Source organism: Frigoribacterium sp. AC512 (assembly GCF_979258295.1).
In genome coordinates, this window is sequence record NZ_OZ409850.1 from 2,433,778 (window position 1) to 2,446,600 (window position 12,823).

Consider the following 12,823-nt stretch of genomic DNA (forward strand, 5'->3'; position numbering starts at 1 on the left):
TGAACGATCGGCTATCGGGCGCTAGTCCATGTCGGGATCGTCATGCTGACGAGTCGCGGATTTTCGTGAGGGCTGAACGTCGGGGCATGCTCGTGGTTGCATCAGGTTCGCGACCGCTTCGTGCAGCCGCATCAGTCGGCGGCCGCCGACTCCCTTTTCCGTTTCGACGAACGAGTGAGCAGGAGAAAGCATCATGAGCAACACCGTCATCCATGACTTGGTTTCCGAGATGCTGAGTCGGCTTCCGTCCGGTCGAGGCGTCGTGGCTGTGGACGGCGATGCTGGCGAGCGACTCTCGGACATGGGCAGTGAGTTGGCTCGGGAGATCAGCGCGAGAGGCCTCACGTCGTCCGTCCGAGCATTCACGGGCACGGACTTCGAGGCCTCACCCGCCGACGCGGACGTGGTGTTGGTCGTCGGCGAAGGCGCGTTGCAGCCTGACGTCCGGACGCGGTGGAACTGGACTCTGTGGGTCGAAGCCTCCGGGGTGCGTGATCCGGCGAGCAACGACCGCAGTGCGGTGGCGTTCGAGAGCTACCGGTCGCGTGACGAGCCCAAGGGCGCCGCCTCGGCCATCGTCGACGTCAGTGACCCCGAGGCCTATCGCCGTGACTGGAACGACGCCTGTTCGATCTGAGCCACTCCCCCACGCACCCTCGTCGTCCGCGGTCAGGGCAGGGGACGGGGAGGCGCGAGGAGCGTTCCGCGTATGACGCTGCCGTGGAAGGTGCGCACGGCGACCGTGACCCAGGCCCCGACGAGCCCGACGTAGAACACGACCGCCAGTACCTGCAGCGCGACGAGTCCCGTGTGCAGGGCCAGACCGTTCAGGCCTGTCACGCAGGTGCCGACGGGGAAGGTGAACGACCACCAGGTGAGTGAGAACGGGAGCCCCTGGCGGATGGTGCGGCGGGTGATGGCCGACGCCAGTGCCGCCCACATCAGGGCGAATCCCAGAGTGGGCACACCGTAGACGAGCCCGAAGACGAACAGGGCGTGCGAGGTTCCCTGGTCGACGGCGAGGTGGGCGTTGCCACCGAGCAGGTTGGCCGCGGTGATCGACTGCCCCAGGGGGCCGAGGACGATCCAGAGGGTCGGGACCATGCCGGCCGGGCCGATCTTGTGCTGGGCCAGGCGTGACCAGATCAGCGTGATGATCACGATCGACGCCAGCAACGACAACCCGAACATCGCGTAGCACCCCCAGAGCATGTTCTGCCTGGCCTGCCCCGCGGGCAGGAAGGGCAGCAGCAGCGCACCGGTCGAGGCAGACACCATCGGGGGAACCACGGGCATGAGCCAGCCGCCGAACGCACTGTCGGGGGCCGTGTCGTGCCGGGTGAACGTCAGGTACGGGACCGCGATCGCGCTGACGAGGCCGAGCACCGTACCGATGGTCCACAACACCCAGTCGATGCCGACCGCCAGGGGCGTACCGAGGACGTCTCTGCCCAAGAGCAGGGTGCCCGCGCCGACGGTCAGCAGCGCCATGGGCGGTGCCCCGTAGAAGTGCGCCATCACCGGATTGAGTCGATGCCCCCGCGCGGTGGCTCGGTAACGCACCCAGTGCATGACGGTCGCCGTGCTGAGAGCGACCAACAACACGCTGGCCAGTGCCCAGACGATGGTCGCGGCAGGGCGCAGCCCCGGGAACTGCAACGGCAGGGTCGCCGCGGCGTTGGCGACGATGCCGGTCCCCATGATCGACGCGAACCAGTTCGGGGTCAGGTTCGACACGATCTGCCCGCGGTGCTCGAGCTGGCGGAACAGACCGTGCGTGCGGGGAGGGGCGACAGTCGGTGTGATCGCGGCAGGCATGCCTCGATCTTCGTACGTGCGTCCGGCTGCCGATACGGGCGGATGCTTGTGGTGTCACAATCGATCCTTGTGACCGGACTCCCTGTTGATCTCGAGACGCTCCGACTGCTGGAGGCGATCTCGAGATCGGGCAGTCTGGGCCGGGCCGCGACATCGGTGGGCATCAGCCAGCAGGCGGCGTCGTCTCGCATCACGGGCGCCGAGCGGCGGCTGGGTCGCACGTTGCTCGTCCGCTCTCGGGCGGGCTCGGCGCTGACCGAGCACGGACTCCTGGTGTGCGAGTGGGGCCGACCCCTGCTCGAGGCGGCGACCACCTTCGAACGATCGCTGCACACCCTGATGACCGGCGCCTCCGACGCTCTCCTCGTCGCGGCGAGTCAGACGGTGTCAGAGGCGCTGATGCCACGCTGGATGACAGCGGCAGCGGATCGTGTCCGGGTACGCCTGGAATCGGGCAACAGCGACTGGGTCGTCGACGAGGTCCGTTCGGGGCGCGCGCACCTCGGGTTCACGGAGACCCCTGATGAGGCCGACGGGCTCGCCACGACCGTCCTGGGTGTCGACGAACTGCTCATCGTCGTCTCGCCCAGGCACGCATGGGCATCGAAGTCCGAACCCGTGACGGCAGCCCATCTCGCATCCACACCGCTCGTGTCTCGGGAGTCGGGCTCGGGCACCCGCCGGACCCTCGAGCTCGCCCTGGGGATCGACCCTGCCCGGATGGCAGAACCCGCTGCGCAGTTGTCGTCGACGGGCGCCATCCGGGCGGCCATCGCCGGCGGTGTGGGTCCGGGAGTCATCAGCTCGCTGCTGGTCGAGGACGACCTCCGCGCCGGGCGCCTCGTCACCGTCCCGGCAGCCGTCGACCTGAGACGACCGTTTCGCGCCGTGTGGTCGGCCGGTCTGAGCGCCGGGGCGCAGGATCTCCTGGCCGTGATCGCCGCGTCGCAGCACAGCCCCGACTCCTCGCCGAGATGATCAGAGAAGCGAAGCGTGCCGTAGGGCCGTGACGGCCCGCAGGTGCTTCTCGCCGGCGCGGGTGGCGTTCGCCGGCGACAGATGGGGTGCCGCGAGCACGGGCACGACCCTCGCACGCGGTTCCAGGGTGAAGTACCTCATCACGCCCGTCAGGGCCGGAGTTCCGAAGGTCACGATCGCCCGCAGCTGCGGCAGAGAAACGAGCAGCTGAGCCAGGGCAGGGCGTGCCTCGTCGAGATCGGTGACGGTCGGCGCCCGACCAAGGGCCCACGGGACGATGTTCCATCGCAGGTAGACGTTCCTGCCCAGCCCCGACTCGATCCGTGCTCGCCTGAACGCAGACGCCGTCGGCCCCGGGTTGTCCTCACTGCTGATCGCGTCCTCGCCCTGCCTGATCGTGGCAGGACCGGGTGATTCCATCAGCACGAGAACTGTCGCCGCTGCTCCTCCACCTGATGGGTCGAAGCCCGGCACGAAGCGCGCACGTCCTGGTCCGGAGCTCCGCCATTCCGATACGAGCTGATCGAGGCCCCTCGGCTGCTGCATCCCTAGACGCTACGACGTTGAGGACCGTTTCCGCCCACGCTCACCGACGACACGGAACGACCACGACGGCGTCCTCTCCGAGTGCGCTCGCCCCACAGCAAGTGATCCAGTGGGCGATCGGCTTTCGAAACAGTTCAAGCACCTCGTCTAGATCGTCTGAGTGCAGATCGGCGCTGTCGTAGCGGTTCGCTAGAGCTCACTCGGGAGGACGCCCGACCTCGCACTGATCCACGAAGTGAGCAAGCACGCTTAGGGTCGCCAGTCGTTCTAAAGCTGCTTGTTCCGACAGCGGCTCATCCGCATGTGTTGCAGGGTTCCGGATCACCATGTTCACGCCAGGCGCGAATTGGCGTAGGCCATCCTGCATCGTCTTCACGTCTTGATCGGCCTGATCTCCAGGCCACCGGAGACGCAATTTATCGGGTCGCGGGGCGTCCTGGGCGAACGCTTGCTGCCAAAGGGACGTATCCGACGCATCGCGCCGATTGGTCAGCTCCTTCATCTGGCCGCTGACGGCTTCGGCGGCCGCAGATACAGCCTGGCGCAGGTGCCCGTCGTTCCATAGCCGTTGTGCTGTTGACCACACGAGCGGGTGCAGAAGTGATGGCTGGATAGTTGGCGAGGACAAGGCGTCGGCTCGCGCCCGGAGCCCGTCGAGTCGCCCTGCGGCCTGGAGGCAACATCCGCGAACCGTAGATGCCTCAAGCACAGGCTTTGGCTCGGTTATGCGCTCCCAATTGACGAATGGGTCGATGACGCCCCTGCCTTCCACCATCATGCGCACACCCGTTACCGAGCTCAGGTCCATGAGGGAGCCGGCGAGCCGATTCAGATCCGTAGTGAGTACTCGCACCCGCTCTTCATCCGCGCCCTCTTTCGGAAAAACAGCTGGCGCAAGCCCTCGCGTGAAGGAACCGGGCCCGACGTTCTCGACGTGGTGGGTCATGAACTCGTCGAACGCCCCTATGAACTGTCTGAGCCGCTCGGAGAGAAAATCGAGATAGTCCGTGCTGGTTCTCGGGTCCATGCCCTGAGTGTCCCAGACCGCGATCACCTCGAAGTCACACCTGCTCAGCGCGCTGGATTGCTCGGTAGACCGTCGATCGCGCCACGCCGAACAGCTCGGCGATCTCGCTCGTGGTGTGCCCGCCGGTGCGGTGCAATTGCACGAGGTGCCTTTCCTGCGAGGCAGTCAGTTTCGGCTTCCGGCCGCGGAGCTTCCCGGCCGCCTTCGCGATCGCCATGCCCTCACGAGTGCGGGCACGGATGAGGTCCGCCTCGAACTCGGCCACCATCCCGAGGACGTTGAAGAGCAGCCGGCCCACGGGGTCGGTGGGGTCGTAGACCGCTCCCCCGAGGTTCAGCGCGACACCCTTCGTTGTCAGCTCGTCGGCAATGTCCGTCGCGTCTCGCAGCGATCGGGCGAGACGGTCGAGCTTCGTCACCACTAGGACGTCGCCGGCGCGGCACGCGGCCAGAGCTTCGCGAAGGCCTGGCCGAGCTCGAGTCGTCCCCGAGAGGCCGTGGTCAACATGCACGTGTTGCTCGTCAACACCGAGTGCTGCGAGACCATCACGTTGTGCTGCGAGATCCTGCCCCGAGGTAGAGACGCGGGCGTATCCGATGAGCATCCGACGACTGTAGCGTTTAAACCCCCGTCACCGGGCATTTTTGCGGGACAGGCATACGGGAATTTGCAGGCCAGGCGCTACTTGACCTCAGCCGGTCCGTTACAGCTCGAGAAGGTGTCCCGATGAACGACCGCCTATCGGGAGGCATCCTGGCTTCGATGGATTGAGGGGGCGTTACAGACGATAACGCGTGGCAGTGGCACTTGTCCGCAGTAGGTGCCGACCAACTCGTCCGAGCGCCGCCTGATCATTTGGATCGCTCGCCGCCAAAGGTTGCTCGTTGCCCGTCTTGTGGAAGAGACCGAGGCAAGACGCTCGATCGAAGACCGGCTCGGCCTTGTCCATTCGGCGGTCGCCGAGGACTTTGGGCGCTCCAAGAGGTGCTTAAAGACGTGAGCGGGAGGAGAAGTTCGAGAGGCAGTCCGCGCATGGTCTGAGATGCAGACCCTCGTAGACGTCCCAAAACTGAGCATGGAGTTTGTCGCCCTCCTCGAGTCAGCCGAGGCCGAAGTCCTGTGGCAGCTGCCGGGGTCATCGGGACGCACGGACTGGCCAAACGTGCGCGACTTGGTCAACCGGGTCGGTTCAGCGCGTGCCGGCTACCTCATCGTGGAACCCGCCATCAAGGTGAGCGACACGTATCGGTGGGCTCAATGCACGGGCGGCAGCCGCACCCCGCTCCTCGTCGAGGTGGGCTTCGACAGCGGTGTGGGGATCGTCGCCCCGGCTGGCGCACCGTCTGCCGAACCGGTTGTCGTGACGCGTGCGGGTGACGTCTGGCCGCACGCGTCGGTTGCCGACCCGAACGTGCTGTTGGACCCCGCGACGTGCGTAGACGTGTTCTTCTCGTGGCTCACCTGGGGACGCCTACCCGCAGGCTTGAAGATGCGTCCCGTGGACGGCTACAGCTTGCCTGTTCTCTCTTGACGGAGACGCGCGAGCTGAGGAGGGCATAAGGCAGAGTGAAGGGGCTGCCAGCACCCCAGAGCCGGTGGGCGATTCTCGTGTCTGTCGAGCTCATCCGGAGTCACACTTTGCCGGCGGAGTCTCTTCTGACGTTTGCGTCACCTCGGAGGCGGTGGACGGATGGTCTCGTGCGCGTTGGACGAGTGTCCGACAAAGGTGCTTCTCGGCTGTTGCGCAACCGGCTGGTTCGCGTCGTGATCCTGGGCAAGCACTCGAGGAGATCGTCGTCCCCGCGCTGCGGAACCCAAGGTGCATAAGACGGGTTCATGCGGGCCGGAAGTCCGGTCCAGGTGTGTGACAGCCTCCCTCTCGTCACGGCGTCGTCGGCGGGCGACTTGAGCGCTAGCGCAGTCCTTCAACGACGCGACGACGCCGCCCCTTATTTCGGTAGTTGAAACGGGACGGCGTCGTTACGAGCGGGGTCGCCGGGTGTCCGACCAGGTGGACTGACGACAGCTGGCCGAGCGGCTACGAGGCCATCGCGGCCCGCGCTCGGGCCAGGTCCCGCCGAGCCGCTCGGCGCTCAGCTCTGAAGGCATCCTCCGCGTTCAGCTGACGGACGATGTGGGCCGCGTCCAGGAGCTCCTCGATCCGCTTGGGGGTGAGCCCGGGGTAGGTGTAGTCACCGAGCCTCCGGCGGAGGTGGATCTGTCGCTCGTACTTGAACAGTGCAGCTTCGGCCTTGATGTCGGCCTTGGTCTTTGTGGGCATGTGGTTCTCCTGTTGGTTGTGGTGTTGCGCGGTCTAGATGAGCTGGTTTGCTGCAGCGACGATGGCGTCGCATGTGCTGCACCGGCAGGCGTAGTCGCTGCTCCTGCGGTGGTCGAGGATGTCGGCGGCGGCGGCGAGGACGAGTTCCCTGTGACGCCAGGTCCCAGAGCGGGAAGCGGGACTTGGGGACTGGTTCGGTTCGGCGTGCGTCGTCATTCGCCGATGAGTTCGCGGTGGGGGCAGTCGGCGCCTTCGTGGTCCGTCGCGAGGTAGGTCCGAGACGTTCGGATGATCACCGCTGCTGCACGGACCTCGTCTCCTGCTGCTCCGTCGAGCTGTGGGGTGTGCCCCTCGGCCTCGAGCTCGTCGTCGGCCTCGACGGTGGCGAGCAGGATGTCGCAGTAGATGCAGGTCGCTCGAGTGATGTTCATGGTTACCTCTTTCTGGCGTTTTGCCGGTGGGTGTCGAGCACCCCTTACTGGGGCGTCTGATGGGTAGATGGGGCAAGGAGGCGACAATGTTTAGGCCGCGGCTCGATATGTTGCGAGAGATTCCCGCAGGAAGTCCGCGGCGCTACTGCGGAGCTGGGAGACGCGTGCAGTACCGACGCCCAACTCCACTGCGATGTCCGTGGCGGGGGCGTCTTCCAGGATGCGGAGCATCACGTAGCGCTGCTTGTCGGGGAGCTGCCCGATGGCCCGCCGCACATCGATGCTGCTGATGACTTGAGCCTGGTCCTCGGCGGCAAGCTCCGTGGTGCTTTTGGCCCCGTCGAGCGAGATGGCACGGAGCCACGGCAGGATGACGGCCGAGGCGGCGTCGCGTCCCTTTCGGGCCTTGAAGACGTGCTCAGGGATGACGACGGGGGTTGCATAGCGACGCACCTCGTCCATCAGCTCGGCGTGGACGTAGGGCGCGGCGAATGCAGGGAACTGGGGGTGGCGCACCTCTTCTTCGCTCGTGCCGTGCTGCTGGGGCGCGAAGTGGGCCACTGCTTTCGCCGCTCCCAGCCAGCCGCGCATGTTCAGGTCGTCGGCATCGAGTGTCGGGTGCGAAGCCGCGACTCGACGTGCCTGCGAGCGGATGAGCGGGCCGACTGAACCGGCAAGCTCAGAGGCCGCCTGCCGTGAGCCGGCGGCGATGCGCCTGGCCAGGTCCATTTCTTGCTGGCTTGTGAGGGTTCGGGCGGTGGAGAGGAAAGTGGTGGCCACGATGCGTCCTGAGGTGGGCGAGCGTTCGCTCTACCGGCCGGACGATTCGCCGGGTGGCGGTCGCTTTGTGGCCTGCGCCTGGAAGACATGCGGCGGAAAAAGTGGTTCCGGGAGGCGGCCTCGGACCCGGCTGGCCCCAGTTGAGGTGACAGGTCATGAGGTGTTCCCTCCAGCGGTAGGACGCGGGTGCTCCTACCAGTTGGGCATGCGGCAGGTTGGGTGTCAGAGATCAAAGGCGCTGGCGGGCAGCACGTAGCCGCGGGGGCGGGTCTCGCCCGCGATGGTGCGGGGGGCCTTGCTTCCCGGGGTCGTGCCGTCCTTGACGAGGCTGAGGAAGCCGGCGTTGAGCTGCCCCATCGGCAGGCCTTCCAGGGCGGGGTTTCGTCGCTTGAGGTCCGTGACTGCCTGGTTGCGGAGGACGACGTACTGGCGGTCCTCGGAGAGCACGCCGACTTCGAAACGGGTGGGCTCGTAGACGCCGGCGGTCGCCGTACGGGCCGTCCACTGCCATCCGAGACGCGTTGCTTCCTCCCCGGTGGGCATGCTGCCATCGTGCAGGGCGATGTGACCGGTCTTCGAGGCGATGGTGTCGCGTGCGGCGTTGACGATGGCCTGCGCGGGGTTCGCTTCCAGCACGAGGGCTGTGTTGGCCCCGGCGAGGTCGTCGAGCGCCTTGACGACGTCTTCCTGGGTGGGGATGAGGTCGGCGAAGCCGGCGGTCTCGGCGAAGAGGCGGAGCATCGTCCAGCCGGCGCCGACGACGGAGGCGTTGCTCGCGGAGCGGCCCGCCCTGGGTGCGTTCTCAGCTCGGAGACGCTCGTTCGTGGTTCGGAACTGGCGGAGGGTGCCGGCGGTGTCGAGGCGGCTGGCGAGGAAGCGGATGTAGGCGCCGTAGAGCGCTTGAGCAGCAGCCGGGTGCGCCTCGCGGAAGGTGTCGAAGGGGGATGCGTCTCGGGGCGTCATCGCGACGGCTCCGGGTGGGAGGTCGATGGCGAGGATGCGGGAGAGTACACCGACTCCTCCGCCGGGCAGGGCTTCACCGGAGATGATGGCGCAAGTCTCGGCTTCGGAGGCGGTCTTGAGTCCGCCGTCGACGGTGGACTTCGCCCCGGAGCCAGCACCTCCGTAGCTGGCCTGGACCACGTTCGCGACGGCGAGGTTGACGACGTCGGCCTTGCGGCGGTCCTGGGGGACCCTGAAATCGTCGTGGATGCTGACGGCGTGACGCGCCCATTTGGCGGTGATGGATGCTCCGAGCGCAGTGGCGCTCGGCAGGGAAGAACCCGTCCACGAGGAGAGGTAGGCGTTGCCCGTAAGGAACGCCTGGAAGGCGCGCAGCAGCTGCGTCTTGCCGGCGTCTGGCGGGCTGACCAGGAACACGCTGGTCCGCTCGGAGAGTGCCAGCGGGGCGGCGAAGGCGAGGCCCAGCATCGCGAACGCGGCGTGGCTCGTGGGCGTGATGGCGAGGAACGCCGGGATCGCCGACGCCGCCGTCCGGATGGCGGTGGCGTCTGAGGGGAGTTCCGGGAAGCCGTAGGCGAGCTGCGCTTCGAGGAGGGAATCCTCCTCGCTTCGGGGTGGGCTGCCGACGGTAAAGCCCGGGACGGTTCCCTGGGCGTTGACCGATCCGGCAGGCGCGAGGTAGGTCCATCCCCCGACGTCGGGCTTCAGCCAGCCGAGAGTGCCGTACGCCTCGACGACGTCGGTGCCACCGTCGGTGCCGAGCTCACGCAGGGCGTTGCTAACCTGCTCTCGAGCGACGGTGCTGATCGGCAGGCTGACGCCGACGTCGAGGCGGTCCACGACCGTCTTGGCGGAGTGGGCTTCTGCAGTGGTGAAGCCCGCCTGGGTGCGCACCCGTCCATCGGACCTCGCGAGGGTGACGGTGACCTTGGCCTCGGCGGCGATGACCTTCCGGCCCTGCGTGTCGACGGTGAGCTGCTCGGTCTTGCGGCTCTTGAACGCGACCCAGCTGCTGATGCGCTCAAGGCGTTCCCCGTGCGACAGGTCGGGCAGCTGGAAGCGGACGGTCTTGTAGATGCCGTGCCGGGTCTCTCCTGAGGCGGTCTCGTCCCAGACGTAGGCGCGCAGTCCGTCCTCGAGCTCGAACCGCGCGGGAACACGGTCGGCCACGGCCCGAGCGATGGTCAAAGGTGCCTCCGCCGCGGCCACCGGCGTCGACGTGGAGGTCGGGTCGAGGAGGTCCAGCAGCGCAGCCTCGTCGGCGTCTTCAGCAGCATCGTCACCCCTGGGCCCCACGGGTGCCAGAACTACGGCCTGCGGCTCGGTGACGGCCATGACGGGCGTCACTGGCGGTGGCGCGAGCGAGACTGTCTGCGGCACTGGCGCGATGCCGAACGCGCGGAGGACGTCGGGGTCGAGCACCGCGGCGAGGCTGGTGAAGAACGGCAGCGGCCAGGTCCCGCCGCGTTCGCCGTCCGCGACCAGGCGCGCCGCCCTCCGATACCCCGTGGGGCCGCCGAAGGCGTGGGCGAGGAGGTCGAAGGACGACCAGGAGTGGTTCTGCCCGTCGAGCCCGAAGACGCTCTGGACCGTCGTGTCGAAGATGGTCAGCCGCTCCGGCTCACCGTTCGTGGCCCGGTAGATGCGGGCTGAGTCCAGCGGGCCGAGATCCCCGTCGGAGCCGGGGAAGGTGAGTCCGTTCTGGGGGCGCTCCTCAGCGCCGAAGACTGCTTCGGCGAAGACGCTCACCGGCACGGTCAGCGCGAAGCGGTCACCGATGCGCTCGGACGTCCCGGGAGCCGAACCGGCCGCTGGGGGCAGCGGCCCAGTGCCCTGGGTCTGCGTCCGTCGAGGCTCGGGCGTCGACGCCTCCGGGTAGCGGGTCAGAAGTTCGTTTGCGGAGTAGCGGGGGCCGTCCGCGAACTCGAGCCGGGTTCGCCGGCTCTGGTTCGCGTTCCAGGTGCCGGCGGGGCGCAGGATGCGGACGGCATCGGCCAGGACTCCCGCGTCGATGTTGAGGACGTCCTCCGCGGCGAGCTGCATCCAGAACTTCTTGTGGGCGTCCAGCAAGGCGGCCCCGTCGGGGGTGTGCGGGTCGAGGAGGTCGTCGAGGACGAAGTAAAGGTGGACACCGCCTCCGGTAAAGACCTTGACGGTTGCCGGCGGAGCAGCATCGATCCATCGCTGCGCCTGGTCCTTCGTCGGGTTCCTGTCGCCGGCGGAGTGGCTGCCCGAGTTGAAGTCGATGTCGACGAACAACGCAGGCAAGGCAACAACGTCGGCCTTCTTGCCCCGTCCCGGCCCGTAACTGGGTCGGAGTCCCCCGACTCCGACCCAGACGTTGTCGCCCTTCCTCGCTGCCGATGCCAGGACGTCCCAGGCAGCTGATGCGTCGCTGATGGGGACGGCCGCGATTCCTCGGAAGGCGCCCTTGACGCCGGTGAGCTTGTCGACGGCCTGGCTGCAGATGCTCATGACCGTGCCTGCGGGCCACTCGTGGCTGCCCCAGATCGCAGCGTGCTGCGCTGCCCAGTCCTGCTGGTCAAGAGCCATGCTCTCGGTGGTGGTTTCCCCCATGGTCGATCCCTTGTGATCCCGTCTCCGGGGCACCGCCACTCGGCGGCACACAATGGAAAGGGGGCAAGAACGACGGAAAGTTAAGGGCCGGACTCATCTTTCTTTCGGGGGCCGAACCCAACACGGCAGACGGGGGTTGGGCAGCCAGCTGTCGAGCGCCTGGGGCAGGTGACCGGAACAACATCGACTGGCGGGCAGGAACCCGCGAACCGTGGGGGCCGGCTCTTGCTTCTAGATCTGCTGGTCTGGAGAGAAGAGAAGAGCTAACAGGCCTGCATCCTCGGGGGTTTTGTGCTGCCCCAGGTGCTGGCCAAGTTGTGCCCCACCCCTGGACCGCTGGCCTCTTCAAATGCGAGCCAACAAATCTCGGGCGGCGGCTTAACTTTTTCCCGATCGTGCCCCATCTGATGGGTGAGGGAGAAGAAGCCCCTCGTCTCCGCAGGAGACTCATCCGCGCCCTCGATGGCGCAACACGTAGGAAGAGAACGCCATGTTCGAACAGCCCATCCGCCGCCCCCGCTACGCCGGCAAGTTCCAGGAGTTCGTCAGGACCCTGGACCCGGTGTCGCGCCAGAACCTCGCCCGGCTCCTCGACGACGAAGACCTCACGGCCGCTGATCTGCAGCTCACCCTCAGCAGCAACGGCCTCGAGCTCGGAACCACGAGCATCAACCGGATCCGGGCAGACCGACGCGAGGACCGCGAGGAGGCAGCCCGAGCGGAGCGCACGGCCCGGCGTCGTCAGGCCAGCACGCGCGGTTGACCCGTGGTGGGCGCCAGACCTCAGACGGAGATGGCACCCACCCGGAGGTAGCCACTTCGGGCGAGGCTCAACAACAGGCCAGAAGCGGTCTGATGCTCGAGAGTCATGACGTTGCCCTGAGGAGGGTGCCACCCGTTGGTGCCCGGGTGGACGAGGACGAGGGGCACGTCGCGGCGGAGCCAGGGAGTCAGGTCACGGTCGGTGATGGTCCGGTCTCTGGTGAGGCGGTCGATTTCCGTCATCGTGCACCCGTCGAGCGAGAAAGTGCCCGCGGTCGACGCCCGCTGCATCACCTCTGCCTGGAACTCGGTTGCTGCGACGACGGCGATCGCTCGCATCGCGGTCGGCCGGTCGACGCCTTCACCGAAGTGCAGGTCGATGAGTGCCTCGATGATCTGTTCGGACGTACCGGTGAGAACTTCACCACGGGAGCCAGGACCACTGGCATGGAGGAATGACTTCTGCATGGGCACGTCATGCGCGGCCGGGCCGTTGAGAGCTTCGACGGCTTTTGCAAGCGGGCGCCGTCGACCGCGGCTGCCACCAAGGCGCCACACGGCGAAGAGCCCTTTGGGCACTTGCGGGACGACCTGGGACAGAGCGGTGACGCGTGCCGCGCATGGAGTTGATGACCGCGCACAGGGCTCGTGTCATCACCG

The 12,823-nt window shown here is 67.1% G+C and carries 13 protein-coding genes; 4 read left to right on the forward strand and 9 right to left on the reverse strand.

The genetic code is table 11. The features are described from left to right. Positions 1 to 193 precede the first annotated feature (193 nt). Positions 194 to 637: a hypothetical protein gene (locus ACZZ97_RS11135; protein ID WP_463473197.1), complete on the forward strand. Its 444-nt coding sequence runs from the start codon at positions 194 to 196 to the stop codon at positions 635 to 637. Between the two features lie 32 nt (positions 638 to 669). Here ACZZ97_RS11135 and ACZZ97_RS11140 read toward each other — a convergent pair whose 3' ends face one another. Continuing rightward, complete coding sequence (locus tag ACZZ97_RS11140) at positions 670 to 1,818, reverse strand: TDT family transporter (protein WP_463473198.1); 1,149 nt, start codon at positions 1,816 to 1,818, stop codon at positions 670 to 672. Between the two features lie 51 nt (positions 1,819 to 1,869). Between ACZZ97_RS11140 and ACZZ97_RS11145 the strand changes: the two genes are divergently transcribed. Next, positions 1,870 to 2,796 carry a LysR family transcriptional regulator gene (locus tag ACZZ97_RS11145; RefSeq protein WP_463473199.1) on the forward strand — a complete coding sequence of 309 codons (927 nt, stop codon included), beginning with the start codon at positions 1,870 to 1,872 and terminating at the stop codon, positions 2,794 to 2,796. On the opposite strand, the gene ACZZ97_RS11150 is transcribed toward ACZZ97_RS11145, so the two are convergent. The 3 genes from ACZZ97_RS11150 to ACZZ97_RS11160 all read right to left on the reverse strand — a co-directional run bounded on the left by ACZZ97_RS11150 (position 2,797) and on the right by ACZZ97_RS11160 (position 4,973). Beyond that, complete coding sequence (locus ACZZ97_RS11150; RefSeq protein WP_463473200.1) at positions 2,797 to 3,216, reverse strand: uracil-DNA glycosylase family protein; 420 nt, start codon at positions 3,214 to 3,216, stop codon at positions 2,797 to 2,799. Positions 3,217 to 3,538: 322 nt separating this feature from the next. Next, complete coding sequence (locus ACZZ97_RS11155; protein ID WP_463473201.1) at positions 3,539 to 4,369, reverse strand: TIGR02391 family protein; 831 nt, start codon at positions 4,367 to 4,369, stop codon at positions 3,539 to 3,541. Between the two features lie 34 nt (positions 4,370 to 4,403). After that, complete coding sequence (locus tag ACZZ97_RS11160) at positions 4,404 to 4,973, reverse strand: recombinase family protein (protein WP_463473202.1); 570 nt, start codon at positions 4,971 to 4,973, stop codon at positions 4,404 to 4,406. Between the two features lie 471 nt (positions 4,974 to 5,444). On the opposite strand from ACZZ97_RS11160, the gene ACZZ97_RS11165 reads away from it, so the two are divergent. Continuing rightward, complete coding sequence (locus tag ACZZ97_RS11165; protein WP_463473203.1) at positions 5,445 to 5,900, forward strand: hypothetical protein; 456 nt, start codon at positions 5,445 to 5,447, stop codon at positions 5,898 to 5,900. A gap of 507 nt (positions 5,901 to 6,407) precedes the next feature. Here ACZZ97_RS11165 and ACZZ97_RS11170 read toward each other — a convergent pair. The 4 genes from ACZZ97_RS11170 to ACZZ97_RS11185 form a co-directional block, all read right to left on the reverse strand. Beyond that, positions 6,408 to 6,650 (reverse strand): hypothetical protein, encoded by a 243-nt coding sequence (locus ACZZ97_RS11170; protein ID WP_463473204.1) that lies wholly within the window; start codon positions 6,648 to 6,650, stop codon positions 6,408 to 6,410. Positions 6,651 to 6,862: 212 nt separating this feature from the next. Continuing rightward, a complete protein-coding gene (locus ACZZ97_RS11175) occupies positions 6,863 to 7,081 on the reverse strand; it encodes a hypothetical protein (RefSeq protein ID WP_463473205.1) in 219 nt (72 codons plus the stop codon). A 90-nt stretch (positions 7,082 to 7,171) separates the two neighbouring features. Next, positions 7,172 to 7,861 carry a sigma-70 family RNA polymerase sigma factor gene (locus ACZZ97_RS11180; protein WP_463473206.1) on the reverse strand — a complete coding sequence of 230 codons (690 nt, stop codon included), beginning with the start codon at positions 7,859 to 7,861 and terminating at the stop codon, positions 7,172 to 7,174. Positions 7,862 to 8,083: 222 nt separating this feature from the next. Continuing rightward, positions 8,084 to 11,401, reverse strand: coding sequence for a hypothetical protein (locus ACZZ97_RS11185; RefSeq protein ID WP_463473207.1), 3,318 nt, complete (start codon positions 11,399 to 11,401; stop codon positions 8,084 to 8,086). A 490-nt stretch (positions 11,402 to 11,891) separates the two neighbouring features. On the opposite strand from ACZZ97_RS11185, the gene ACZZ97_RS11190 reads away from it, so the two are divergent. After that, positions 11,892 to 12,164 carry a hypothetical protein gene (locus ACZZ97_RS11190; RefSeq protein WP_463473208.1) on the forward strand — a complete coding sequence of 91 codons (273 nt, stop codon included), beginning with the start codon at positions 11,892 to 11,894 and terminating at the stop codon, positions 12,162 to 12,164. 20 nt (positions 12,165 to 12,184) lie between these two features. On the opposite strand, the gene ACZZ97_RS11195 is transcribed toward ACZZ97_RS11190, so the two are convergent. Beyond that, the gene (locus ACZZ97_RS11195; protein WP_463473209.1) at positions 12,185 to 12,742 is read right to left on the reverse strand and encodes a hypothetical protein; all 558 of its coding nucleotides are present in this window, start codon (positions 12,740 to 12,742) and stop codon (positions 12,185 to 12,187) included. Between the last annotated feature and the right edge of the window lie 81 nt (positions 12,743 to 12,823).

What these genes read in the sequence shown, in the direction of transcription:
- ACZZ97_RS11160 (WP_463473202.1), bottom strand. Translation starts at nt 4,973, where the DNA reads ATGCTCATCGGATACGCCCGCGTCTCTACCTCGGGGCAGGATCTCGCA.
- ACZZ97_RS11165 (WP_463473203.1), top strand. Translation starts at nt 5,445, where the DNA reads ATGGAGTTTGTCGCCCTCCTCGAGTCAGCCGAGGCCGAAGTCCTGTGG.
- ACZZ97_RS11175 (WP_463473205.1), bottom strand. Translation starts at nt 7,081, where the DNA reads ATGAACATCACTCGAGCGACCTGCATCTACTGCGACATCCTGCTCGCC.
- ACZZ97_RS11185 (WP_463473207.1), bottom strand. Translation starts at nt 11,401, where the DNA reads ATGGGGGAAACCACCACCGAGAGCATGGCTCTTGACCAGCAGGACTGG.
- ACZZ97_RS11135 (WP_463473197.1), top strand. Translation starts at nt 194, where the DNA reads ATGAGCAACACCGTCATCCATGACTTGGTTTCCGAGATGCTGAGTCGG.
- ACZZ97_RS11190 (WP_463473208.1), top strand. Translation starts at nt 11,892, where the DNA reads ATGTTCGAACAGCCCATCCGCCGCCCCCGCTACGCCGGCAAGTTCCAG.
- ACZZ97_RS11150 (WP_463473200.1), bottom strand. Translation starts at nt 3,216, where the DNA reads ATGGAATCACCCGGTCCTGCCACGATCAGGCAGGGCGAGGACGCGATC.
- ACZZ97_RS11170 (WP_463473204.1), bottom strand. Translation starts at nt 6,650, where the DNA reads ATGCCCACAAAGACCAAGGCCGACATCAAGGCCGAAGCTGCACTGTTC.
- ACZZ97_RS11155 (WP_463473201.1), bottom strand. Translation starts at nt 4,369, where the DNA reads ATGGACCCGAGAACCAGCACGGACTATCTCGATTTTCTCTCCGAGCGG.
- ACZZ97_RS11140 (WP_463473198.1), bottom strand. Translation starts at nt 1,818, where the DNA reads ATGCCTGCCGCGATCACACCGACTGTCGCCCCTCCCCGCACGCACGGT.